Origin of the sequence: Kosakonia sp. H02 (assembly GCA_030704225.1) — a bacterium.
GTDB lineage: Bacteria > Pseudomonadota > Gammaproteobacteria > Enterobacterales > Enterobacteriaceae > Kosakonia.
This window is the reverse complement of record CP131915.1, coordinates 214,827-239,341: the sequence shown is the minus strand read 5'-3', so window position 1 is coordinate 239,341 and position 24,515 is coordinate 214,827. Positions and strand designations below refer to the sequence as shown.

Annotated in this window: 23 protein-coding genes and 1 pseudogene; 16 read left to right on the top strand and 8 right to left on the bottom strand. The window is 55.9% G+C overall.

Annotated elements, in window-relative coordinates; genetic code table 11:
• The first annotated feature begins 20 nt into the window (after positions 1-20).
• The 3 genes from Q5705_01185 (at position 21) to Q5705_01175 (ending at position 4,788) form a co-directional block, all read left to right on the top strand.
• Positions 21-1,421 (top strand): MFS transporter, encoded by a 1,401-nt coding sequence (locus Q5705_01185; protein WLI77207.1) that lies wholly within the window; start codon positions 21-23, stop codon positions 1,419-1,421.
• Between the two features lie 51 nt (positions 1,422-1,472).
• A complete protein-coding gene (locus Q5705_01180; protein WLI77206.1) occupies positions 1,473-3,350 on the top strand; it encodes an FAD-dependent oxidoreductase in 1,878 nt (625 codons plus the stop codon).
• 67 nt (positions 3,351-3,417) lie between these two features.
• Positions 3,418-4,788 (top strand): carbohydrate porin, encoded by a 1,371-nt coding sequence (locus tag Q5705_01175; GenBank protein ID WLI77205.1) that lies wholly within the window; start codon positions 3,418-3,420, stop codon positions 4,786-4,788.
• Between the two features lie 39 nt (positions 4,789-4,827).
• Here Q5705_01175 and nrfD read toward each other — a convergent pair whose 3' ends face one another.
• Both nrfD and Q5705_01165 read right to left on the bottom strand, forming a co-directional pair.
• A complete protein-coding gene (gene nrfD, locus Q5705_01170; GenBank protein ID WLI77204.1) occupies positions 4,828-5,766 on the bottom strand; it encodes an NrfD/PsrC family molybdoenzyme membrane anchor subunit in 939 nt (312 codons plus the stop codon).
• Positions 5,767-5,796: 30 nt separating this feature from the next.
• Positions 5,797-6,483 (bottom strand): 4Fe-4S dicluster domain-containing protein, encoded by a 687-nt coding sequence (locus Q5705_01165; protein ID WLI77203.1) that lies wholly within the window; start codon positions 6,481-6,483, stop codon positions 5,797-5,799.
• A 302-nt stretch (positions 6,484-6,785) separates the two neighbouring features.
• On the opposite strand from Q5705_01165, the gene Q5705_01160 reads away from it, so the two are divergent.
• From Q5705_01160 to Q5705_01120, 9 genes are all read left to right on the top strand, one after another.
• Positions 6,786-7,817: an FAD:protein FMN transferase gene (locus tag Q5705_01160; protein ID WLI77202.1), complete on the top strand. Its 1,032-nt coding sequence runs from the start codon at positions 6,786-6,788 to the stop codon at positions 7,815-7,817.
• A 25-nt stretch (positions 7,818-7,842) separates the two neighbouring features.
• The gene (locus tag Q5705_01155; GenBank protein ID WLI77201.1) at positions 7,843-8,754 is read left to right on the top strand and encodes a LysR family transcriptional regulator; all 912 of its coding nucleotides are present in this window, start codon (positions 7,843-7,845) and stop codon (positions 8,752-8,754) included.
• Between the two features lie 184 nt (positions 8,755-8,938).
• Positions 8,939-9,934 (top strand): enoyl-CoA hydratase/isomerase family protein, encoded by a 996-nt coding sequence (locus tag Q5705_01150; GenBank protein ID WLI77200.1) that lies wholly within the window; start codon positions 8,939-8,941, stop codon positions 9,932-9,934.
• 149 nt (positions 9,935-10,083) lie between these two features.
• Positions 10,084-10,938, top strand: a complete 855-nt coding sequence (locus Q5705_01145) for a 3-keto-5-aminohexanoate cleavage protein (protein ID WLI77199.1) — start codon at positions 10,084-10,086, stop codon at positions 10,936-10,938.
• The gene (locus Q5705_01140) at positions 10,935-12,104 is read left to right on the top strand and encodes a thiolase family protein (protein WLI77198.1); all 1,170 of its coding nucleotides are present in this window, start codon (positions 10,935-10,937) and stop codon (positions 12,102-12,104) included. Before Q5705_01145 ends, Q5705_01140 begins: the two co-directional genes overlap by 4 nt.
• Positions 12,105-12,107: 3 nt before the next feature.
• Positions 12,108-12,773, top strand: coding sequence for a 3-oxoacid CoA-transferase subunit A (locus Q5705_01135; GenBank protein ID WLI77197.1), 666 nt, complete (start codon positions 12,108-12,110; stop codon positions 12,771-12,773).
• A complete protein-coding gene (locus Q5705_01130) occupies positions 12,770-13,414 on the top strand; it encodes a 3-oxoacid CoA-transferase subunit B (protein WLI77196.1) in 645 nt (214 codons plus the stop codon). The genes Q5705_01135 and Q5705_01130 overlap by 4 nt, the downstream gene beginning before the upstream one ends.
• Before the next feature lie 50 nt (positions 13,415-13,464).
• Entirely contained in the window at positions 13,465-14,769 is a 1,305-nt protein-coding gene (locus Q5705_01125) for an MFS transporter (protein ID WLI77195.1), read from the top strand.
• 10 nt (positions 14,770-14,779) lie between these two features.
• Positions 14,780-15,961, top strand: a complete 1,182-nt coding sequence (locus Q5705_01120) for an acetyl-CoA C-acetyltransferase (GenBank protein WLI77194.1) — start codon at positions 14,780-14,782, stop codon at positions 15,959-15,961.
• 33 nt (positions 15,962-15,994) lie between these two features.
• Here the strand turns inward: Q5705_01120 and Q5705_01115 are convergent, their stop codons facing one another.
• From Q5705_01115 to Q5705_01100, 4 genes are all read right to left on the bottom strand, one after another.
• Positions 15,995-17,050, bottom strand: a complete 1,056-nt coding sequence (locus tag Q5705_01115; GenBank protein WLI77193.1) for an NAD(P)-dependent alcohol dehydrogenase — start codon at positions 17,048-17,050, stop codon at positions 15,995-15,997.
• 154 nt (positions 17,051-17,204) lie between these two features.
• Positions 17,205-17,927 carry an amino acid ABC transporter ATP-binding protein gene (locus Q5705_01110; protein ID WLI78938.1) on the bottom strand — a complete coding sequence of 241 codons (723 nt, stop codon included), beginning with the start codon at positions 17,925-17,927 and terminating at the stop codon, positions 17,205-17,207.
• A complete protein-coding gene (locus Q5705_01105) occupies positions 17,914-18,678 on the bottom strand; it encodes an amino acid ABC transporter permease (GenBank protein ID WLI77192.1) in 765 nt (254 codons plus the stop codon). The genes Q5705_01110 and Q5705_01105 overlap by 14 nt, the downstream gene beginning before the upstream one ends.
• A gap of 70 nt (positions 18,679-18,748) precedes the next feature.
• On the bottom strand, positions 18,749-19,516 hold the full coding sequence (locus Q5705_01100; protein ID WLI77191.1) for a basic amino acid ABC transporter substrate-binding protein: 768 nt from the start codon (positions 19,514-19,516) through the stop codon (positions 18,749-18,751).
• 150 nt (positions 19,517-19,666) lie between these two features.
• Between Q5705_01100 and Q5705_01095 the strand changes: the two genes are divergently transcribed.
• From Q5705_01095 to Q5705_01080, 4 genes and pseudogenes are all read left to right on the top strand, one after another.
• Complete coding sequence (locus Q5705_01095; GenBank protein WLI77190.1) at positions 19,667-20,458, top strand: inositol monophosphatase family protein; 792 nt, start codon at positions 19,667-19,669, stop codon at positions 20,456-20,458.
• A gap of 292 nt (positions 20,459-20,750) precedes the next feature.
• Positions 20,751-20,879, top strand: a pseudogene (locus tag Q5705_01090) (hypothetical protein).
• Positions 20,880-20,959: 80 nt separating this feature from the next.
• Positions 20,960-22,372 (top strand): pyruvate kinase PykF, encoded by a 1,413-nt coding sequence (gene pykF, locus Q5705_01085; GenBank protein ID WLI77189.1) that lies wholly within the window; start codon positions 20,960-20,962, stop codon positions 22,370-22,372.
• A 310-nt stretch (positions 22,373-22,682) separates the two neighbouring features.
• Positions 22,683-22,919: a major outer membrane lipoprotein gene (locus tag Q5705_01080; GenBank protein WLI77188.1), complete on the top strand. Its 237-nt coding sequence runs from the start codon at positions 22,683-22,685 to the stop codon at positions 22,917-22,919.
• A 64-nt stretch (positions 22,920-22,983) separates the two neighbouring features.
• Here the strand turns inward: Q5705_01080 and Q5705_01075 are convergent, their stop codons facing one another.
• Together Q5705_01075 and sufE are read right to left on the bottom strand one after the other, a co-directional pair.
• The gene (locus Q5705_01075) at positions 22,984-23,994 is read right to left on the bottom strand and encodes a L,D-transpeptidase family protein (GenBank protein WLI77187.1); all 1,011 of its coding nucleotides are present in this window, start codon (positions 23,992-23,994) and stop codon (positions 22,984-22,986) included.
• Positions 23,995-24,092: 98 nt separating this feature from the next.
• On the bottom strand, positions 24,093-24,509 hold the full coding sequence (gene sufE, locus Q5705_01070; GenBank protein ID WLI77186.1) for a cysteine desulfuration protein SufE: 417 nt from the start codon (positions 24,507-24,509) through the stop codon (positions 24,093-24,095).
• Between the last annotated feature and the right edge of the window lie 6 nt (positions 24,510-24,515).

The window sequence follows — 24,515 nt, the reverse complement described above, 5'->3', positions numbered from 1 at the left end:
CATCAAGGGGAGCGGAAGAAATGCAAGAGGCAGTACAACCATGCCAGGCACCATCATTTACAGGACGCATCGCGTTACTGGCTGCCCTCACTTTTTTGATTCAGGCCAGCGATACTTCCCTGCTCTATTTATCCCTGCCCACTATTGCCCAGGCATTACACCTCCCGTTACGTGCGTTGGATGGCCTGGCGCTGAGCTATTTAGTCGCCGTGGTATTAACCACACCGATTAGCCCCTGGCTGATGACACGTTATGGCGAACAGCGGGTTTATCAGCTTGCGCTGGGCCTGTTTATGCTGGCAGTGCTGGGTTGCGCGCGTGCGGATAGCCTGCCAGCCCTCTGCCTTTGGCGGCTGGTACAAGGGAGCGGTGGCGCACTGATGCTGGCTTCGGCTCGCGTGCTGTTACTGAAAACCGTGCCCGATGATGAACAGACCCGCCAGTTGAACCGCGTCACCGCCATCGGTTTGCTGGGGACGCTACTGGGGCCAGTATGCGGTGGGATTGGTCTGACGCTGATGCCCTGGCGCGGCCTGTTTCTGTTGCCCTTGCCGCTCTGTATGCTCTGTTTACTGGCCAGCCGGCGTTGTGCTGTCAGCGTCATTACCGACACACCGCGTTTCGATATCGCGGGCTATTTGGTGGTCGCACCCGCGCTGTTGCTCTGTCTCGCCGTGGTCACACCCGTGGGGCAAATACTGCTGTCGCCGATCGGCCTGCTTCCCGCCTGCATCACCCTTGGCGTGCTGGCGACCTTGTCTGTCTGGCGGCGACTAAAACACCCGATGGACGGGCTGTTCGATTCCGCTGTGCTGGCGCACCCCGCTTATCGCATCAGCTTATTGGGTAACGCGCTGGTGAGGATCTGTTTCTCCTCTACGCCGCTGCTGCTATCCCTGCGAGTACAAACCTCTGCTACACCCGCCACCGCATCGATGGTGTTGCTGGCCTTTGCCGGTGGCGCGTTGAGCGTGCGTTTTTTTCTCAGCCAGGCGCTGGAGCGGCTTGGCTATCGGCGGCTGCTGATCACTGGCTGTGTTCTCTGCGCGGTACTGCTGGTAGCCATGTCTGCCCCCGACGTGCCACAAACGTCGTGGTGGGTGCTGAGTCTGGCCTTCGGCCTTGGACTAACCAGTTCCGCCATTTATTGCAGCCTGAACACGCTGGCATTTTCCACCATGAGCGATAACAGCTACGGCGCGGGCAACAGCCTGCTGACGCTGGTACAGCTGATATCCATGATGCTTGGCATCACCATCAGTTTTGCTTTCCTCGCGCATCGCGCCGTGGCGTGGCCGGAACCGGTCACCGAGAGCTATGGCGCGTTGTTTCGGTTGATGGGCTACGGCTTGTTGCTGAGCGCAGCCTTGTTTAGTCGGTTGAGTAAAGCGCAAGGGATCCGTCGTGCGGCTACCGGCTGACGACGTGGAAAGGGGTTTCGAGTCACTGGAATAACTCATAAAGGTAGGTCTATGAAAACTAAAAATGTAATACAGCAATGGCGACCTGGCGTGTTTGGCGCTTGTCTGGGGCTAGCGTTGCTGACCGCCGCCAGTATGGCGTGGGCAGACATCGTGCCGGGTGAATACAGCGCATCAGCACAGGGGAAAGAGAGCCCGGTCAACGTCACGCTCAGCGTGGATAAAGACGGCAAAATCACACAACTGACGGTGGATGCCTCACATGAAACGCCGGAATTAGGGGGTGTCGCAGGCAAAGAAGTCGGCCAGGCGATCCTCGAACAGCAGAGCCTGAATGTGGATGGCATGACCGGCGCAACCGAAACCAGCAACGCCGTGAAAAAAGCCGCCGAAGCGGCGCTGAAGCAGTCCGGCGCAGACCCGCAAGCGTACCGTCAGGGAAAAGTGAAAACCGCAGGTGCGGATCAAACCGTCACCACCGATGTCGTGGTGGTGGGGGGAGGCGCATCCGGTACTGCCGCCGCGCTGGCGGCTGCCGAAGCTGGCGCGAAAGTGCTGGTGGTCGAGAAAGCGCCGACAGTGGGCGGTGCCGGTAAGATTGCCAGCGGATTATTTGCGGTCGGTTCGTCGCTTGAGCGGCAGAAAAAATTCACTTTTACCGCCGATGAACTCTTTCACCGGCTGGTGGATTACAACCATTACCTCACCAACGGCCCGCTGACGCGAACGGTGGTGGACAAATCTGCCTCTACCGTCGACTGGCTGATGAAATACGGCGTGGAGCTCTATCTGTCCGATCAAAATACGCAGCAGGCGCATAACGCCGACCCGATCAAATGGCGCATTTACCATCACTACAAAGACAGCGCGGCCGCCTTCGCCAATATGTATAAACACCTGGAGGAGATGGGCGGACAACTGATGACACGCACCACCGGCAAGGCACTTCTTAAGGATGAAAAAGGCAACGTTGTGGGGCTGATCGCCGAAAAAGCTGACGGCGGCACCCTGACCGTCCATGCAAAAGCAGTGATTGTTGCCACTGGCGGCTACGGCGCGAATATGAAAATGCTCACCAGTAACATGCTGACCACCAATATCTCTTCGCTGGCGTGGGCGAACCAAGGGGAAGGCGTGAAGATGGCCTGGGACGCAGGCGCGGCAAAATGGGAAACCCAGTCGGCATTGTTGCATGCGACCAAACTGGTGGGGGTGGATCCGACCCAGGCGACCGGTTTCAACGACAGTCTGCTGATTCGCATATTGAAAACGCCGCTGTTGTGGCTGGATCGCTCCGGGGAGCGTTTTGTCGACGAGTCGCTGGTCTATGACACGGCCTTATGGGCGAATGCGGCCTATTCCGTGGGCGGCAACTATTTGATTGTGGTCGATACACCAACCCTACAGGCATTCAGCAAAGGCAAGCTGCCGTTTGAGATCTCTGGCGCGGGCGCGCCCAACCCCGTCGGTACGGGCGATTTCGTGGCGTTAGCGGAGCAAGGGGTGAAAAACGGCACCATCTATAAAGGCGCAACCCTTGATGAGTTAGCCGCCAGCAGCGGTATGCAGGCCGAACGTCTGAAAGCCTCCGTTGCGCATTACAACGCTGCGGTGAAAGCCAAAAAAGACCGTGAATTTGGCAAAAAACCGGCGTTCCTCGCTTTCGGAGTAGCTAATGGTCCCTATTACGCTCTGTCATCGGAAGTGGTCAGCCTCAGTTCCACCGGGGGCGTACGCGTTAATGAGCGGCTGGAAGCCACCGACCAGAATATGCAGGCTATTCCGGGGTTGTATGTCGTGGGCAACAACGCAGGCGGTTTTTTTGGCTCCCCGGCTTATCCCCCTTATCAGGGGCTGGCACTGGGCTTCGCCTATAACTCGGGACGCATTGCAGGTGAGCATGCCGCGCAGTTTATCAAACAACCCTGATAACAAATAAACACGCGGTGTTCGTGAATGCGGGCGCCGCCAGTTTGTTGGCGAATGAGAACGAATAATGAAAATTACACCTCGCAATATCTGGACAAGAATGCTCTTTTCCGGCGCACTGCTCGGCGGCCTGATAAATAACAGCGCATGGGCTACCGACGCAGATGCCAGCGCCCTACCGCTGTCGGACGCCGGAACATGGCTAAAAGATCATGGCGTGACGCCGCATATTATGGCGTCACAATTCTGGCTGGGTAATCCCAGCGCCGGTACCAGTACCAATGAGCAACAAAGTTACACCATGCTGTTCGCCGGTGCAGATTTCGATCTGGAGAAAATGGGCGCGATCCCCGGCGGCAGCATCCATTTTATGCAGTTGTGGGTGCCGTTTAGCAGCAACCTCGAATACGGCAACAATGCGGGCGGCCTGCTGGCTGGCGATCCTCCACCCTATATTCCCAAAGTCGCGCATTTACTGCGCTTCACATATCAGCAGACGTTACTCGACGACCGCTTATCGCTGGAGGTAGGCAAAAGTAACCCCGGCCAGTTTATGGGGTTCACCAACTGCAACGTGGCGGAAAGTTGCGTGAATACGGTGCTGAATAAGACGGCGGTATTCGGCCCGGCACCTTATGCAGGCTGGGGTGCGCTGGCAAGCTGGCATTTTACGCCGCAACTGGAAAGCAATGTTGGGGCGTGGCGCACCTACCATGCATTTCCGTTTACTAACGGCTGGGAGCGCTGGGACGATGATTACGACAGCGGCAGCACGCTGTGGGTAGCCAATCTGGCACGTCGCGTCTCCTGGCAACAGGAGGCGTATCCGTTCAACTGGGAAGTACTGGGGTTCTACAACGATCTCGACTATGACGATGTCTATTACACCGTCAACGGCACCTCCAAAGTGACGGACAGCAGTGCGGCGGTACGCAGCCATCATGGTGTCTCCGGCTTTTATCTGACGGCAAAAAAAGCGGTATGGCGGCGTGATGGCGGCGCAGAGAGTAGCAACCCCTTCCCCAGCGCTATCAGTCTGCACGGCAGCGTAACACAAACGTTGCAATCGGATGCCTATACCGGCATCTCCACCCTCGCCGATATGGGGGTTATCTGGCAGGGGCCGTGGCAAAGCCGCCCGATGGACAGTTATGGCCTCGCTTTCCGCTGGGGACGATTCACCGCAAGTGAACAACGTTACTTGCAGGATATGTTCACGGCTCAGGGTGGTAATGGCTGGCAGGTTCCCCGCAACGAGTACCAATTGAGCATTGATGCTTCTTTTGCGCTCACACCGGAGTTAAACGTAAAACTGAGCGGTGCCCGCACCTGGAACAATACCAACTGGCAGTATGCCTATAGCAGCGTTAAACCGGAAAATGGCTATACGTTCTGGTTACAAGCGACTGTTTTTCTGGATAAATTACTGGGCCTGTAAGCAGGCTTTTTGACGGCGGGGCCATGCCCCGCTGTCCCCTTACGCCACCACCATTTGTCCGGCGTAAAGAATAAAAAAGCGGAACAACAGTACGCTTATCAAAGCAACACAGGCCAGAGTCACGCTGGCTCCCCGCGAATGTACAGGTCGCAGCGTCATCAACAACGGCAGCACAATCCCCAGCCCCACCACACCGAACCAGAAAACAGCCCCCCAGAAACCGCTTAATGCGCTAAGTGCCGCCTGCGTCTGCGCACCGCCCCCCATATAGAGGCTGAAGAAGAAGGCGATCAGCAGCAGAATTTCCAGCAATACACAGCTGATTTCCCAGCGGTGCAACAGCCCCACCGCCTCAGGTGCCGCGCGGTGCAACGACGGACACAGCGACAATACCGCCAACGCAGAAACCAGCCCGGAATTAAGAAACAGCAGCGGCAACACGCCGTTGTTAAGCAGAGGATATCCCTTCAGCGTGGAGAGCAAGAAGCCGGTATACACTCCCAGTAAGACGGCAAGTAACCCCAGCAGGCCATTATGCCAGCGCGGATGACGCGCCACCCCTTGCCCTACCCGCCCCAGCAGACATAACAACGTGCCCACTTTCGAGGGCGCATAACGCCGGGCGCGTTCATTCAGCGACAAATAACCGAGCCGCAACCACCAAAGCGCCAGCGCCAGGAAATAGAGCTGGAACAGCATCACGCCGAGCGACATCACTGAGTGCGGGTTATAAAACACCATCACGTACCAGAACGAGAGCGGGTGCGTAAGGTGAAAAACCAGCACCGTCAGGCCAGCAATCACCATTAATGGCGCACCCACCGCCGCTCGCCAGGCGAACCAGCGGCGTTGCTCGCCGGGTAAGTGCCGTTGCAGGCCGAGCGTCACCAGTACCAGACCCGAGGCGATACCGAGTACAAAAAGATAGAGCGCTATTGGCCAGTCCCAGACCAGCGTGTCGAATTGAAAAGGATGCATTGTCATTTTCTCCTTACTGACTCTGTTGTCTTAACTGCGGTTGGGGTTGATTTCGCCCTGCTTGCCTGCCACGCGGTAGACATTCGGGCCAGTGCCGAGATAAAGCTTGCTGCGATAGACCACTTTGCTTCGGATAGCCTGCGAAATCGCGCTGTCGGGATCGTTAAGGTTGCCGAAGGTTAGCGCTTTCATCGGGCAGATCTGTACGCAGGCGGGCAGCCTGCCCTGGGCAAGTTCGCTGTCGCGGCAAAAATTGCATTTATCCGCAGTGAGACTAACGGGATGAATAAAACGCACATGGTACGGACACGCCGCCAGGCAGTAGCGACAGCCGATACAGCGCTGATGATTAACATCAACAATTCCGGTGGCCGGATCCTTATAAGACGCGCCAGTCGGGCATGCCGTCACGCAGGGCGGATTATCGCAGTGCTGGCACGAACGGCGGAAAAATTGCCGCGTTTTACCGTTATCCCCAGGAGCCGGATTGGCTAATACCTGTAACCGGCTGACCCCGTCAGGCACCCGGTTGACTTTGCGACACGCGGCAACACACGCCTGGCAACCGATACAGAGGGTTTCATCATGCAGCATGGCGTAGCGGATACCGGTGGCAACGTTCTCGCGCGCCAACACCAAACGCAGGGGAGGATCGGTAAGCAGTAATACGGAACAGGCCGTGAGGCGTTGAATCAATTTACGTCGTGTATATCTCATGACATTGCCTTTTTTATTGAAATGTATTGAGTGATGCCATTCAGGCATAGCAAGGAGCGAGCCAGAGACAACAAGTCAGTAATTTGTTGATTTTGCTGGATATAGGTATGTTTTCCTCGTCAGGTATTTATTGTGCGGTGAGTCGGTAATGCATTTCGCTATTGCCGTGATACATCTGCGCATCACCACACGGTTTTATGCGTGCCCTCTGCCGCTGATTTCAGGCCCTGCGCGGTTATCGGGACTGGCCTGGATCCTGCATTCCTGACGACTGAAGGTCAGGCAGGCAAACGGAAGGCACTATGAAGCGTTCAATGTGGGTCGGGCTGTTGATGTGGCTTAGCGGGACAACCGCAGCCGCACAGCCACATCAGCAGTGGGAAAGCGGTGGAAAAATAATGGGCACCTGGTATCAGGTTAAAGTGGCGCACGCCAATAACCGCGCGCTGGCAGGCTTGCAGGGAGAAATCGATCGCGGCCTGGCCGGGGACAATGCCCTGCTCTCCACCTGGCAGCCAGACAGCACCTTGTCGCGCTTTAACCGCTATGCGGGAACCGATCCCCAGGCTGTCCCCGCCGGGATGGCGCGGGCGGTGCGCGTGGCATTGCAGGTGGCCGCGCGTACGGGCGGTGCCATGGATATTACGGTCGGCCCGCTGGTCAATCTGTGGGGGTTTGGCCCCGGCGGTATACCGGCCAACACGCCCGACGTCACCACCCTTGCTGAGGCACAAAAACGGGTGGGCTGGTGGCATTTACACCTCTCTGAGCGTCACGGCCAATCGTGGATGCAAAAAGATCTGCCGTCGCTGTCTGTCGATTTGTCTACCGTCGGCGAGGGATATGCCGCCGATCATCTGGCCGCATTAATGGCACATCGCGGCATCAACAACTATCTGGTTTCTGTCGGCGGCGCGGTGGTGACACGCGGCGTATCCGCCTCAGGGCAACCGTGGAAAGTCGCCATTCAGCAGCCGACCGATCAACAAACTCGCGTGGAAGCGGTGGTGGATTTGCAAGGGCACGGCATCAGTACGGCCGGAAGTTATCGCAATTATTACCAGCGCCAGGGGCGTCGGTTGTCGCACATTATCGACCCGGCGAGCGGCCAGCCCGTGACGCATCACCTGGTTTCCGCCACGGTGATTGCCGCCAGCGCATTACAGGCCGATGCCTGGGATACCGGCCTGATGGTGCTGGGGCCGCAACGTGCCAAACAACTGGCGGTGAGTGAAGGGCTGGCGGTCTATTTGATTATCGCCACCGATCAGGGGTTCATTTCCTGGGCATCGCCCGCCTTTGCGGGCTACCTGATCAGCAGCACGGCGCACTGAACCCCCGGCTTAAGCGAGGAGCATCATGAAAATAGAGTTACTGCGCGAGTTTTTGTTGCTTTCCGAACGGCTTAATTTCACCCGGGCCGCGCAAATGCTGCATATCACGCAGCCGGTGCTCAGCCGGCATATGAAAGAACTGGAGGAGCATGTCGGCGCACCGCTGTTTCAGCGCGATACCCACCGGGTGAGCTTAACCAGTGCCGGCCATCGGCTGGCATGCGAAGTCAGGAAAATCCTCCACCAGTACGACGAAAGCATGACGGCCGTGCGCACCTTCACCGGTAACAGCCGACGGCGCCTGACCATCGCCTTTCTCGGCGAAGCCATCCGGCAACCGCTGGTGGCGCTGGTGGAAGATTTTCGCCAGCAACAAAAAGAGGTGGTTGTCGAGTGCCGCGATTGCGAGCTGGAAGAAGTGCTGGCGTTGCTGGATGCCGGTGAATGCGACGCCGGTTTTTTGATTCGCCCAAATTTTATGCCGCAACGAGCCGGTTTTGGAGCGTTGCCGTTTCAGACAGACCCGTTATGCGTGGCGGTCAATCGCCAGCATCCACTGGCGCAACACGGCACGGTATCCCTGCGCGATGCGGCGCAGTGGCCGGTTATCCGGGTCGATCCGCGCGAGTTCGCCCTGTCCGAAATGTACAGCACCCGTTTTTTGAGCGCCCGCGGCATCGACTTTACGGTCTATAAAGAGTTCCCTAATCTCAAATCCTGCTGTTTCGATCTGGAACTGAATGCGCGGGCGGTTCTCTTTATGCCCCGCCACCGCGGCTATTTGCTCGGTGAAAATAGCGTATTGCTCTCCCTGAGCGAGCAGGACTGTTGGTTCAGCCTTGAACTCATTTGGCCGCTGCGCAACCGAAATCCCTGTGTTGATTGGTTTTGCCAGGCCTTTAGTCAATATCAACGCGCGCGCGCCGCACCGGCTTAATTATCGGAATGCCCCCCTGCTTTAAATTAACATTGCGACGCTGAGAATTATTTTTGCGCTGGTTATGCGCAAATAGCATAGCCGAAAAAATAAAAAGAATTTCTATCCGCAAGGGCTGAATTATAGGCTGAAAGCTAACACGAACACTCTGTGAAATATCACCCGTTCATAAAAGGAGAACACCATGGTGATTAAAGCCAACTTTGCATCCGATCACGATAAACGTAAAGAGATGTCCCATAAAGAATTAGGCACCATTCCGCACATGCCGTTTGAGGAATATTCAGAACGGTTGAAACATTGCTTCACCATGAAGCGTAAAAACGGCATTCTCGAAGCGCGTTTACATACCAACGGCGGCAGCCTGCAATGGGGTGCGCCTGCGCACCAGGGGTTACATTATTTCTTCGACTGGGCAGGACGCGACCCGGAAAATGAAGTCATTATTCTCGGCGGTAGCGGGGAAGATTTTATGGCCGGTATTGGTCGGCTGGATGAGAAAGGCCAATGGCAGCCCGCGACCGAGTTCGCTTCTGCGCCGGATGAAGCGTGGAAAATGTATGAATATCAATACTATGACGGCACCAATGATATCGAAGGCCAGGTGTTTGATGTCGAAGTACCGACCATTGGCGTCTGGAACGGCGCGGCATTTCACACCGATCTGGTGCTGTTCAGTGATATCACCCTGTGCACCGAAGATGCCTGGACGACTGAAATGCACTATCGCGTCAACATGGTACCGGGAGATGGCATTCAAATTGCCTGGCGCGAATTGATGGGTCGCAAACGCTACGCCTATGCCGAGCTGACCGGGGAGATTATCACCGCCCGCAAAGCACTGGCGCTGGGCATGGTCAATGAAATTTGTCCCGATACGGAAGCGTGCTATCAACGTGCTCAGGAAATTGCCGAGCTGATTATGCGCACCGGTACGCGCGTCACCCGCCGTATTACTACACAGCAATTACGTAAACCCTGGAAAGAAGATATTGCCAATGAGTTGCGCAACGCCTTCGCCACGGAAATGTACGTTACCGCGACGGAACATTCACCCCACGAGATCAATTACTGGAATTGGGCGCACGAAGAAGCGGAATTAGTTAAAGCGGCAGAGAAAAAAGGAAAAGTGGTGCGACCGCGCATTGGTGGGGGAAATGAAGAGCACGAAATAAAATAACGCGCCTCAGTTTTTACTTATTTTCCTGAATTAAGACAAAGGTGACGCGTCGTCATGATGACGCGCGTCGCAATACCTATTTTTTGCCGTTCAAAGCAATAGCAATAACCGTAATGGCAATAAAGGAAATAACAAACGGAGGTTGGTTCATGAATACCGCAGACGACGTGATTATCTCCGCCGCCCTCACCGGCGCAGTGACACCGAAAGATATTAACGAACATATTCCGCTAACACCTGAGGAGATAGCCGCAGACGCTTACCGCTGCTGGCAGGCGGGCGCAGCGGTTGTGCATCTGCATATGCGCGACGAAAACGGTCTGGGCACCATGTCCAGCGAACGTTTTGCGCAAACTCTGCGTCTGCTGCGCGAGTACCGCGATTGCGACGTGATCATTAATTGCACCACATCCGGCGACAGCCGGGCCCACGATGAACAACGTATGGCGCATGTCTCGACGCTTGCGGGGATCGAAATGGCCTCCTGGGACGCGGGGTCGTTCAACTGGATGCCGGCGGGTGTCTTCGTTAACTCTCCTGACTTTCTCGGCAAGTTGGGAGAGGTTCTGACGGCACGCGGCATCAAGCCAGAAGTCGAAATTTTCGATAGCGGCATGCTGGGGGTTGCCGGGTATTTCGTCGAGCAAGGCAAGCTGCGTGCGCCACTGCATTATCAGTTTTGCCTCGGTATCCCCGGCGGTATGCCCGCCACTGTCGCGAACCTGGTCTATCTCACACAACAACTTCCCGCCGGAGCAACCTGGTCAGCATTCGGCGTCGGCAAACATCACCTGCCTATTCTGTTCGCCTCACTGGCACTAAACGGCCATGTGCGCGTCGGCCTCGAAGATAACGTCTATTTCAGCAGGGGTGTGAAGGCCACCAACAGCCAACTGGTCGAACGCGCCGCGCAGGCGGTGAAACTGTTTGGCAAACGCGTCGCCACCCCGGCGATCGCCAGGGAAATACTCGGTTTGCCGCCGTTAGTGGGAGGCATCCAATGAAAGAGGCTGTGATTGTCTCCGCGGCGCGTACGCCGATTGGTCGCTGTCGTGGCATGTTGGCTTCCGTACCGGCCCACCGTCTGGGCGCGCTGGCAGTCAAGGAAGCTGTGCGGCGTGCTGGCATTGATGCTGAGCGGATTGACGATGTCATCTTCGCCAATCTGATGAACCATGAAATCAATAACATGGGGCGAATGGTTGCGCTGGAAGCCGGGCTACCCGTTTCGGTGCCGGGCATTACCCTGGACCGGCAATGCGCCGCATCGCTTAACGCGCTGGCTTACGCTGCCATCCAGATCATGGCGGGCTTCGCCGATGTGATCGTTGCCGGTGGCGTGGAGAGTGACTCCCGCCGTACCTGGACGCTGGAAAAAACAGAAACCGCGTGGTCAGTACAGCCGCCGCGCTTTGCTGACATTCATACCGCGCCGGATGCCCTCGGCAATCCGCCAATGGGCATTACTGCGGAAAACATCGCGACACGCTATGGTTTTAGCCGCCAGCAACTGGATGCGTTTGCCTTACGCAGCCACCACCTGGCCAGCGCCGCCTGGCGGGCGGGACGCTTCACGGAGCAGATCGTGCCGGTTCCGTTGCAGGATCGCAAAAGCCAGATTACGCAGTTCGATCATGATGAATCCGTCCGCTCCGACTGCTCCGCAGAGGGGTTAGCCGCCCTGCGCCCCAGCTTTCTTCCCGATGGCCTTGTGACCGCTGGCAACAGCTCGCCGATGAGCGACGGGGCTGGCGCGCTGGTAGTGATGGAGCGAGAGCTGGCACGGCGTCGCAATCTCCAGCCGTTGGCGGTTTTTCGCGGTTATGCCGTCTCCGGCGTCGACCCGAACTATATGGGCATGGGGCCAGTGCCTGCCTGCGCAAAATTATTGCGCCAGAACGGGCTGCGCGTCGATGAGATAGCCCTGTGGGAACTCAACGAGGCATTTGCTTCTCAGTCGCTGGCCTGTATGCAGGAAATCGGTATGGATCCGAAGCGGGTTAACCCCAACGGGGGCGCTATTGCACTGGGCCATCCATTAGCCGGTAGCGGTGCCATTCTCGCGACGAAAGCCGTCTATGACATGCAGCAACGCCAACTGGATAACGCCGTGATCACGTTTTGTGTCGGTGGCGGCCAGGGCGTGGCGGTGCTGCTGACGAGGGAGTAAGTCATGGCGAACAAATTTGCTTTACCGGAAGAGATAATCGCCCTGTTTCACGACGGGCAAACACTGATGTGCGGCGGGTTTGCCAATCACGGCGTGCCCAACCGGCTGATTGACTGCGTGATCGCCAGCGGCGCACGGCATTTCACGCTGATTTCTAACGACAGCGGCGACGCCGACCTGACGATTGGCCGACTTATCCATCACGGTCTGGTGGATAAGCTGATTGCTTCCCATATCGGGCGCAATACCGAAACTGTCGCGCTGGTGGCAGACGCCAGAATTGAACTGGAACTGGTGCCGCAAGGCAGCCTGGCGGAACGGATGCGCTGTGGCGGTTCGGGGCTGGGCGGTGTGCTGACGCGTACCGGTCTTGGCACGCTGGTGGATAAGGATAAGCCGCACATGGTGGTGAACGGTGAAGAGTGGATGCTGGAAACACCCCTGCGCGCGGACATTGGTCTGGTGCGCGCCCGCACGGCCGATCCGCTGGGCAACCTCACCTATCGTGGCACCATGCGCAACTTTAATCCGCTGGTGGCAAAAGCGGCCCACCTGACACTGGTCGATGCCGACAGGCTGGTTGATGTCGACGAGTTAACGCTCGACAGCATTATCACGCCGGGTGTCTATGTCGACAAAATCCTTGTGCGGCAAGGAGAAGCGTTATGAATGCACGCGAACGAATTGCCCGCCGTGCGGCGGGTTACTTTACCGATGGCGATGTTATCAATCTGGGGATTGGCATTCCCAGCCTGTGCAGCGATTACGCCCCCGCCGGGGTGATGTTTCATACCGAAAACGGCCTGATCGGCATGGGGCCGCTGGTGGAAGGCGTACGGGCGGTTGAAGGGTTTTCCAATGCCACCGCGCTACGTTTTGCGCCCGTACCGGGGGCCAGCGCCTTTGACAGCGCCGAATCCTTCGCGCTGGTGCGCAGTGGCAAACTGGCGGCAACGGTGCTCGGCGGGTTGCAGGTGGCGGAAAATGGCGACCTGGCGAATTGGGCGCAGCCGGGACGCGTGTTCGGCATGGGTGGCGCGATGGATTTGGTCAGCGGTGCCCGCAAAGTGATTGTCACCATGGAACTGTGTACCAAAGACGGCAAGCCGAAGGTAGTCAATCGCTGTAGTTACCCGCTGACCGGCAAGCAGTGCGTCGATCACATCGTGACCGAACAGTGCGTTATTGATGTCACGCCCGATGGGTTAGTGCTGGCCGAACTGCTGGAAGGGCTGACACCGCAAGATATTCAACGCCAGATCGAACCGACGCTCATTGTGCTTTCGCCACCGACACTTATGCCAGCCTGACCGGCTGGCTCTTTTTAACTTGCCCTACTCGTTGCCGGAGATGCCACATTATGATCGAACAGCAAAGCCGCCCGCTGCTGAACAACCACGATTGTCTCGCCGACGACAGGCGCGGCAGGCCTGATTTCGGTGTCCAGGGCTGGAACGTGATTGTTTTCCAGGGGCTATTGTTCTGGATAGCCGCAGGAACGGTCACCCACGGTCTTAACGTGGTGCTGCCCACGTTATCAGGGCTGTATGGACTGGATTACAACACGCTGCTGGCGCTGGCAACACCCGCCTCGTGGGCCTCCATTTTCGCCAGCCCGGCCTGCGCCTGGTTGTGTGAAAAAAGAGGCGTCAAATTCAATATTATTTTTTGTCTGCTGGCCTGTGGCCTCAGCTTCGGGCTGCTCGGCCTGAGCACCTCTTTTCTCAGCTTTACCTTACTGTTCGCCGCCGTGAGTTTTTTTGGCACCGGTTTCGCCTATGTTGGGGGAACGGCGCTGATCGCCAATTGGTTTGTGCGTAAACAAGGGCTGGCGCTGGGCTGGTGCACCATCGGCCAGACACTGTCGAGCGCCTTTTATGTGCCGACTCTGGCCGCGTTGTTCGTCTGGCTGGGCGTACGTTACGGCTTCTGGGGTATTTCGCTGATGATGTTGCTGATGGCCGGCTGGGCATGGCGGTTTATCGCTAATAAACCGGAAGATGTCGGGCTTGCTCCCGACAATCAACCGCTGGCCGATGACGGGCAAAGCAGCGAAGTAACGGCTTCGCGCAGCTACATTAGCCATATACGCATCCGCCAGTTGCTGAAAATGCGTGATATATGGCTCATCGGTATCGCCACCGGCGGTATCTATATCATGCTGGTTGGGGTGGTCGGCCAGTTTGTTCCCAGGTTGATGGAGATGGGGTTTTCCCAGACTACGGCCATCTTTTATATGACAGTGGCCGCGCTCATCGGCGCGCCAGGCGCTTACGGATGGGGCTGGCTCAATCACCGCATGGGGATTAAGCGCACGATCCTGCTTTATGTCCTGTGCTGGATAGTCGCCATCGTCATCAACATGTTTGCTCACCACACGCTGATGTTGTGGTTGTCGCTCGTGATGATCGGTTTATGTATGCCGGGCGCGACCAACCTCAGCACGGCGCTGATCGCGGCCAAATTTCCTCGCCAACACTACATTCGCGCGATTGCCATCATCCTGCCGATCCAGTCGGTGGTGCGCTGCTGCGCGTTTTCGATTCTGGCTTTCGGCCTTGCCTGGCTTGGCGGTTATAGCGGCGCTTATCAACTACTGGTGGGGGTCGGCGCGATCACCTTCGTGCTGCTTTGCTGCACCGACACCCGGCCCGTGAATATGTAAGGAGGAAAGAATGAAGAGTGGGATCGTGATTGTTAGCGCCGTGCGCACGGCTATTGGCAAGTTTGGCGGCAGCCTCAGCACCCTGAGCGCCCCGACGCTGGGGGCTCAGATGATGACGGCGGCACTGCAACGCAGCGGCGTCGAGCCAGACTGCGTGGAACAGATCGTTTTTGGCAATGTATTGCAAGCAGGATTAGGCCAGAACCCGGCACGCCAGGCCATGCTGGAGGCGGGTATCCCGCAATCAACACCGGCCACCAGCATCAATATGGTCTGTGGCTCCGGGTTGCAGAGCGTTATTTTTGCTGCTGAAACCCTTGCAGCCGGTGATGCCGACGTGGTGCTGGCAGGAGGAATGGAAAACATGTCGGCGGCCCCCTATCTGCTGGATAAAGCTCGCTGGGGCTATCGGTTGGGCGATCAGCGCGTAGTGGATAGCGTGGTAAATGATGGGTTGTCATGTGCGATAAACCACTACCACATGGGGATGACCGCAGAGAATGTCGCCCGTCAATGCGACATCAGCCGCCAGCACCAGGACCAACTGGCGCTGCTCTCCCAGCAACGTGCGGCGGCAGCGATAGATCGGGGAGATTTTCGCGAGGAGATTGTGCCGGTCGTGGTGCGCAATAAAAAAGGTGACACGCTGTTTTGCGTCGATGAACACCCACGCGCAGGCGTGACGATGGAAGATCTGGCGCGCTTATCGCCGGCATTTTCCAACGACGGTTCAGTCACAGCGGGTAACGCATCGGGCATCAATGACGGTGCCGCGGCACTGTTACTGATGAGCGAACAGCGGGCGCACGAACAAGGCATCACCCCGCTCGCCCGCGTACGCAGTTATGCCGCCTGCGGTGTCGATCCGGCGTTAATGGGTCTTGGGCCGATCCCTGCGACCCGGCTGGCGCTACGTCGGGCGGGAATGAGTATCGCCGATCTTGATCTGCTGGAGGTCAATGAAGCTTTCGCTGCGCAAAGTATCGCCGTTGCGCGAGAGTTGGATCTGGACTGGGAGCGCACCAATGTTAACGGCGGGGCTATCGCCCTCGGTCACCCTATCGGGGCATCGGGCGCGCGCATTCTGGTGACATTGCTGCATGCCCTGGCCCGCCGGGACAAAACGGTAGGGCTGGCAACGTTGTGCGTCGGTGGTGGGCAAGGCGTGGCTATGATTGTGGAGCGGATTTAAGGGGGGCCACCAGGCCCCCGGTTCACACAGCGGTTATGCCGTTAGCGTCTGCATATCGATAACAAAGCGGTATTTCACATCACTTTTCAGCAGACGTTCAAATGCCTCGTTAATCTCATCCATACGGATCATTTCGGAATCGGCGGTAATGTTATGTTGGCCGCAGAAATCGAGCATCTCCTGGGTTTCGGCAATACCCCCAATGCACGAACCGGCGACCGAGCGGCGACCGATAATCATCGGAACCGTGTTCACCGTCGGTTCGATATCCCCCAGCAGCCCGACAAACACCAGCGTACCGTCGAGGGTTAAGGTCGACATATAGCTGTTGATGTCGTGGGTGTAAGGAACCGTATCAATAATCAGCTCAAACTGCCCTTTCACTGCTTCCATCTGTTGCGCATCGGTCGAGAGCACCACGTGGTGCGCGCCTAACCGGCGGGCATCCTCCTCTTTACCCGGCGAGCGGGTAAACAGCGTCACTTCTGCGCCCAGCGCATGCGCCAGCTTCAGCGCCATATGGCCCAGGCCGCCAAGACCAATTACCGCCACTTTACTGCCCGCTTTCACGCCCCAGCGACGCAGCGGCGACCAGGTGGTGATCCCGGCGCAGAGCAGCGGTGCGACGGCGTGCGCATCAAGATTTTCAGGAATGCGCAGCACGAAATCTTGCGAGCAGATAATCGACTGTGAATAACCGCCGTAGGTTGGGCGGTGATCGTGGCGGTCAATGCCGTTATAGGTCTGGATATTGCCCTCTTCGCAATACTGCTCCAGCCCCTGTTTGCAGGGCGAACATTCGCGACAGGAGTCGACCATACAACCGATACCGACTAAATCACCGGCCTTGAATTTATTTACGCCGTCGCCCACAGAGACGACGCGGCCAATAATTTCGTGGCCCGGCACGACAGGATACTGGCTGAACCCCCAATCGTTGCGCGCCTGATGCAGGTCAGAGTGGCAGACGCCACAATAAAGAATATCGATAGTCACATCATCGGCGCGCGGATCGCGACGCTCAAAATGAAACGGTGCCAGCGGGGCTTTATTTGACTGTGCGGCATAGCCGAGGACTTTCATCGTCATGGTTGTTCTCCGGGAGGTTATCCGGGCGGTAGCACCCGTTTGTGGATCCACACTACCTGAGTATGGCGCATGGCAGTATCCGCCGTGCCAACAACGCGTGCTTTGCACTTTCTGTCATCGGGAGAGGGAAAAGCTCTCCGCCGAGAGCTTGAAATTAAAGGACTTTACTGAGGAATGCCGCGGTGCGTGGATTAGTCGGTGCGGTAAACAGTTGTTGCGGCGTGCCCTCTTCCTGAATCACGCCCTGATCGATAAAAATCACCCGATCGGCCACTTCGCGGGCAAAGCCCATTTCATGGGTAACAATAACCATGGTCATCCCTTCCGTCGCCAGCGCTTTCATTACCTGAAGGACATCGCCCACCAGTTCGGGATCGAGCGCGGATGTCGGTTCATCAAACAGCATAATGGACGGGTTCATCGCCAGCGCGCGGGCAATGGCGACGCGCTGCTGCTGCCCACCGGAAAGGCTTGATGGCCAGGCATCGCGCTTATCACTTAATCCCACCTTCGCCAGCAGGCTCTCGGCGAGGGTGACGGCATCGGCGCGTTTCATCCCTTTCAGGCTTATCGGGGCCATCATCAGGTTTTCCAGCACCGTCATATGCGGGAACAGATTAAAACGCTGGAACACCATCCCGACGCTCTCGCGCAGTTTGTTGAGATCCGTTTTCGCATCGTGAATGGCAAAGCCGTTGACCTGCACTTCCCCTTCCGTCACGCTTTCCAGCGCATTCATACAGCGCAGAAAAGTGCTTTTCCCGGAGCCGGACGGCCCAATAACACAGACCACTTCTTTGGGCTGGATATCGCAACTGATACCGCGCAGAACATGGCTGTCGCCAAAATGTTTATGCAAGTTTTTAATGTGAATCACTTTTGCCAAACCTCTTTTCCAGCCGATTAACCAACTGCGCGAGCAGGAAGGTAATAACCCAGTAGACCAGCGAAATCGTCAGATAGGGTTCCCAGTAGGTCGCATACGCTCCTGAAACCGTGCGGGCGGCATAAGCCAGATCAGCAAGACCAATTGCCGACGCCAGTGACGAATCTTTCACGATAGCAATCGCGTTGTTGCCGAGCGGCGGCAGAATGCGGCGAAACGCCTGCGGCAGGATAACCTTGCGCATAGTTTTCCACCACGGCATGCCCAGCGCGCGTGAGGCTTCCATCTGCCCTTTATCGATGGACTGGATCCCGGCGCGGAAGATCTCCGACACATACGCGCCTGCATTGAGCGTAATGGCGACAATACAGGAGAGGAACGCGCCGTAGTCTGAACGCAATGCGCGCGCCAGATCGCTACTCATCACCCCACTGGTGACCAGAATGCCGTCGCGCGGGTTAATAAACAGCGGCACCAGCGCAAAATGCACCACCATGATCTGCACAAACAGCGGCGTGCCGCGAATGGCGCTGACATAAAAACGAACCGGGAATTGCACCAGATAACGCAGCACATACTTCCACGGGCCGTGGCTGGCCTGCGCCATTCTGCCAAGGCCCAGCGTCAGCCCCCAGAGCGTGCCTAAAATCACGCAAATAATGGTGCATTTGATGGTCATCCAGGCACCTTCCATAAACAGCGGTGCATACTCCTGGATTATTTCCCAGCGGAATCCTGACATACGTAAACCCTGAAAAAATACCGGCTACCGCAGATGGGCTGCGATAGCCGGATTGAAAAAGAAAAGTGAGTTACTGCGCGGGTAATGCCGGCACGTTTTCGTCAAACCAGGTGTTATAGATTTTGGCGTAGGTGCCATCGGCGATAATTTTCTTCAGGCCGCTGTTAAGTTTCGCCAGCAGTTCTGTGTTTCCCTTCGCCACGGCAATACCGAAGTACTGGCGCTCAAATTTTGCATCCGGCACCAGCTTAAATTGCTTCTCCGGGTGCTGTTTGATGTAGTACTTCACCACGCCGACATCGCCAACCGCCGCGCTGACGCCATCTTCAAACAGCTCTTGCAGCATCAGCGGCGTGTTATCGAAACGCTTAATAGCGGTGCTGTTTTTGCCCAGCACATCGGACACCACGATGTCGCCGGTGCTGGAGTTCACTACGCCGACTTTTTCATCTTTCAGCGACGCAAGTGACGTCACTTTAGACGTCGCCGGAACGACGATGGATTGCTCTGCCGGGAAATACGGTGCGGAGAAATCGACCATCTGCTTACGTTTATCGGTAATCGTAATGCCGGAAATAATGATGTCGCGATCGCCGGAACCGAGGGTGGCAAAAATCCCTTCCCACGGTGTGTTGATCAGTTTGATATTGAAGTTTTCCGCTTTGGCGATGGCTTTGATGATATCGATATCAAAACCTTCCAGCTGTTTCTGGCTGTTTTCAAATTCGAACGGACGGTAAGTCCCACCCGCGCCAACTACATAGGTTTCCTGGGCGGCAAAGGCACTGCTGGCGAACGCGGCAAAGAGACAACCTGCCTGAATCCACTTCCTGAACATATTTATCACCTTTTTATGCAAATTATCTGCATAAAAATACATACAACACTCTGCCTGTGCAATGGTTATTATCCCGTCGGGAAAGAATAAACCGCCGTGATGTGTTAAAACCGGAGCAGTCATTCCTATGTCTTAGCGGAGGATTACGCCATGAACCACGCCGTACCCGATATCGCTTTTCTGCACGAACTGGCCGACGCGGCAGATAAACAGACGCTGCCGCGTTTTCGTACCTCGATGAACCTGCATGTCGGCAGTAAACCAAAAGAGGGTTTTCGCTTCGATCCGGTGACCGATGCCGATCGCGAAGCTGAGCGCGTAATGCGCGAACTCATCACTGCACGTTATCCTTCGCACTCGATTATGGGCGAAGAGTTCGGCCTGACCGGTTCCGGCCCGCTGCAATGGGTGCTGGATCCGGTCGATGGCACCCGCCCTTTTCTTTGCGGGTTGCCGGTTTGGGGAACCTTGATTGGCTTAACGGTTGAGCAGCGCGGGCATCTGGGGATGATGAGCCAGCCGCTCACGGGTGAACGCTTCTGGGCCGACGGGCAACATGCCTGGCGCAGCGGGCCGCAAGGGACAGCACAGTTACAGACCCGCCGCGGGCTGCCGCTCGACCAGGCGATTTTGCATCTCACCTCGCCGGAGCCTGTTGCGCGACATCCTGAGGTCAATTTCGCCGCCCTGGAAGCGCAAACATTGATGATCCGCTACGGCGGTGAATGTTACGCCATGGCAATGCTGGCCGCCGGACAGATCGATCTCTGTCTGGAATATGGCTTGCAGCCTTACGATATCGTCGCGCTGGTGCCCATTATTGAACAGGCTGGCGGCGTCGTCACCACCCTGAGTGGCGATCGCCCGGAAGCTGGCGGAAATATCCTTGCCGCGGGGTGCCCGCAGTTGCACGAACAGGCGTTGCGCATCCTGAATGGTTAAAAATGAGCTAAACCGTTACAGCTTTTACCTGTAAGTGCCGATAACCATTACGAAAAGAGCAAGCGAAACGGCGTAAAAATAGCCCTGGTTTACTGTTGCCTTTGCCCATTTCGCGGCAAAGGCAGCACTTTTACGCGTAATTCATCAAATTGATATTGTGCAACCTTAACACGTTGATAACACTTCGTTGTGAAACTGCCCATATGATTTTTGAAACAGCGTTTTTGTTTTCCTTTTGCCCTTTTTTCGTCGTATAATGGTCGTCTATTCACTCTTGAATGGTTTCAGCTGATTGAACTGTAAAAAACATAACGTACATCACTCTTTTCCCGGTTGGGCTGAAACTCAGGCACACATTACTCTGCACGCTTTTTTGATGTCACCTATCCTTAGGCTGTGGCATCGCTCTTTTCGTAATACAGATTTAACTCCGAAGCTGTGTGCTTCCCGGAGTACGAATTTCCTATCCTTCTCAACTCCAACTTAAAGACCAGAACTGTCATGAAAAAGACCAAAATTGTTTGCACCATCGGTCCGAAAACCGAATCCGAAGAGATGCTGGCGAAAATGCTGGACGCGGGCATGAACGTCATGCGTTTAAACTTCTCTCACGGTGACTATGCTGAGCACGGCCAGCGCATTCAGAACCTGCGCAACGTGATGAGCAAAACCGGTAAAAAAGCGGCAATTCTGCTGGACACCAAAGGTCCTGAAATCCGCACCATCAAGCTGGAAGGCGGTAACGACGTTTCCCTGAAAGCAGGCCAGACCTTCACCTTCACCACTGACAAATCCGTTGTGGGTAACAGCGAAACCGTTGCCGTTACCTATGAAGGCTTTACCAGCGATCTGAGCGTTGGCAACACTGTGCTGGTCGACGATGGTCTGATCGGCATGGAAGTGACCGCGATTGAAGGCAACAACGTTATTTGTAAGGTGCTGAACAACGGCGACCTGGGTGAAAACAAAGGCGTTAACCTGCCAGGCGTTTCCATCGCCCTGCCGGCACTGGCTGAAAAAGATAAGCAAGACCTGATCTTCGGTTGCGAGCAAGGCGTTGATTTTGTTGCCGCGTCCTTTATCCGTAAGCGCTCTGACGTGGTTGAAATCCGTGAGCACCTGAAAGCGCACGGCGGTGAACGCATTCAGATCATCTCCAAAATCGAAAACCAGGAAGGCCTGAATAACTTCGACGAAATCCTCGAAGCGTCAGACGGCATCATGGTTGCGCGTGGCGACCTGGGCGTTGAAATCCCGGTTGAAGAAGTTATCTTCGCGCAGAAGATGATGATCGAAAAATGTATCCGCGCACGCAAAGTGGTGATCACTGCGACCCAGATGCTTGACTCGATGATCAAAAACCCGCGTCCGACCCGCGCTGAAGCAGGCGACGTGGCGAACGCCATTCTTGATGGCACCGACGCAGTGATGCTGTCTGGTGAGTCTGCTAAAGGTAAATACCCGCTGGAAGCGGTCTCCATCATGGCGACCATCTGCGAGCGTACCGATCGCGTGATGACCAGCCGTCTGGATTTCAACAATGACAGCCGCAAGCTGCGCATTACCGAAGCAGTATGCCGTGGCGCGGTTGAAACGGCTGAGAAACTGGAAGCGCCGCTGATCGTTGTGGCAACCCAGGGCGGTAAATCTGCGCGCGCTGTGCGTAAATACTTCCCGGATGCGACAATTCTGGCGCTGACCACCAACGAACTGACTGCCCGTCAGCTGGTGCTGAGCAAAGGCGTTGTATCGCAGTTGGTGAAAGAGATCTCCTCTACCGATGATTTCTACCGTCTGGGTAAAGAAGTGGCGCTGGAAAGCGGCCTCGCGAACAAAGGTGACGTGGTGGTAATGGTATCCGGCGCACTGGTTCCGAGCGGCACGACAAACACCGCTTCTGTCCACGTCCTGTAATAATAACCGGATGTTAAAGTCTGATTAAAAAAGCGCCCTCGTGGCGCTTTTTTTTATATTCCCGTCTCCTGCATAAATAAAAAATCAAATCGAATTTCACTATTTAAGCAGGGTGATTTCTAAGATGAATCCGATGAAAGTCTGCTGTTTTAACACGCGTTTTTTGCTACCTAATTCAAAGTCGATGCTTCTTTGAGCGAACGATCAAATTTAAGTGCATTCTCATCAAAAAAATATTCTCAACCTAAAAAACTTTGTGTAATACTTGTAACGCTACATGGAGATTAACTCAATCTAGAGGGTATTAATAATGAATCGTACTAAACTGGTACTGGGCGCGGTAATCCTGGGTTCTACTCTGCTGGCTGGTTGCTCCAGCAACGCTAAAATCGATCAGCTGTCTTCTGACGTTCAGACTCTGAACGCTAAAGTTGACCAGCTGAGCAACGACGTGAACGCAATCCGTTCTGACGTTCAGGCTGCTAAAGACGACGCAGCTCGCGCTAACCAGCGTCTGGACAACCAGGCTCATTCTTACCGTAAGTAAGAGTACCTGTAATGAAATGGCGCACATTGTGCGCCATTTTTTTTGCCTGTAATTTACCCTCTTCCTACTGCGTCACCACCTCTCCCTGATCTTCCGCATTCATTGCCGTGCCTTTGGTGCTGTTCTGCACGGACAACACATTGCCTGGCGCCGCGGCTTTCGCTGTCGGAATGGCAACCGGGTAACCGGCGCGGCGAGAGAGCGCCTTGTCAATTATCGCCTTGTCACCACCCGCGCCTGAAATACGTGTCCCCAGTTCTGATGAGAAGCTAATCGGCACCGTCTGCGTGTTTTCCTCCACGGTCTGCGCCAGCGGACGATGCACTTCAATGTAGTGCTTGCCGTCCGGCTCCACGGCATATTTCACCGGCTCATTGATAATGGTGACTTTTGTCCCGGCAGAGACTTGTGCAAACAACGCTTCGATATCCGGCGCATTCATGCGAATACAGCCGGAACTGACCCGCAACCCAACGCTGTCCTGCGCATTGGTGCCGTGAATCAGATATTCACCATTTCCAATCCCCAGACGCAGCGCAAAGCGCCCCAGCGGGTTATTCGGCCCGGCAGGGACAACCTTAGGTAATTCAATCCCCCGCTCAAGGGAGCGCGCGCGAATGCCTGCCGTTGGCGTCCAGGTGGGATTCGGGATTTTCTGGCTGACCCGCGTCACGGAAACCGGTGTTTCCAGCCCCTGCTGCCCAATGCCAATCGGGTACACTTGCACACTGTTTTCCCCGTTCGGGAAATAGTACAAGCGTAGCTCCGCAAGATTGATCACAATCCCTTCTCGCGGCGTGTCAGGCAGTAGCATTTGCGACGGGATGGTGACGACTGTACCCGGTTTCGGCACGGGGGCAATCGTGTCGTTAGCTTCCAGAATCAACATCGCCGCCGTATCGAAATGGCGGGCGATGGCTTGCAGATTTTTGTCTCCTGCTTGCACGGTGTAAGTCTGGTTTTGACCGATAAGGCGACTGTTACTCGCAGGCAAGGGATATTGCGCCGCAACGGCCATATGAAAGGTGCTGAACGCACCGAAAAGACAGAGTGAAAGAAAAGACGCGCGTTTCATGCTGAGGTTCCTGTATCCACTGACAAGGTGTCAGAAAGCTGAAGTTCCAGCGAGGCGGCAAACGCCCCGCGTAACAGGATGAAAGAGGTCTTTTGAGTTTAGCTAAGATTGGCAGCTTTGGTGCGGATAGCGCGGATCATCGCTTCCAGCCCTTGCGAGCGCGACGGGGTTAAATGTTGCGTCAGGGACATTTTTTCAAACCACGGGCGCACATCAAACGCCACGATGTCCTGCGCGGTCATCTGCTGGTAGAGCACAAACACGATGGCGATAAGCCCTTTTACGATCGCGGCATCGCTATCGCCTGCCAGCTCAATAACACCGGCTTCATTCTCCCGCATCACAATCCACACCTGGCTTTGGCAACCCTGAATAATATTTTCCGGGTTATGCGCCTCTGCACTCAGTTCCGGCAGTCGCTGCCCCAGCTCAATAATGTAGAGATACTTCTCTTCCCAGTTGGCACAGCGACTAAAGTTGCGCAGCAATTTCTCTTTATCGGGTAATGCAGCCATTCTCAC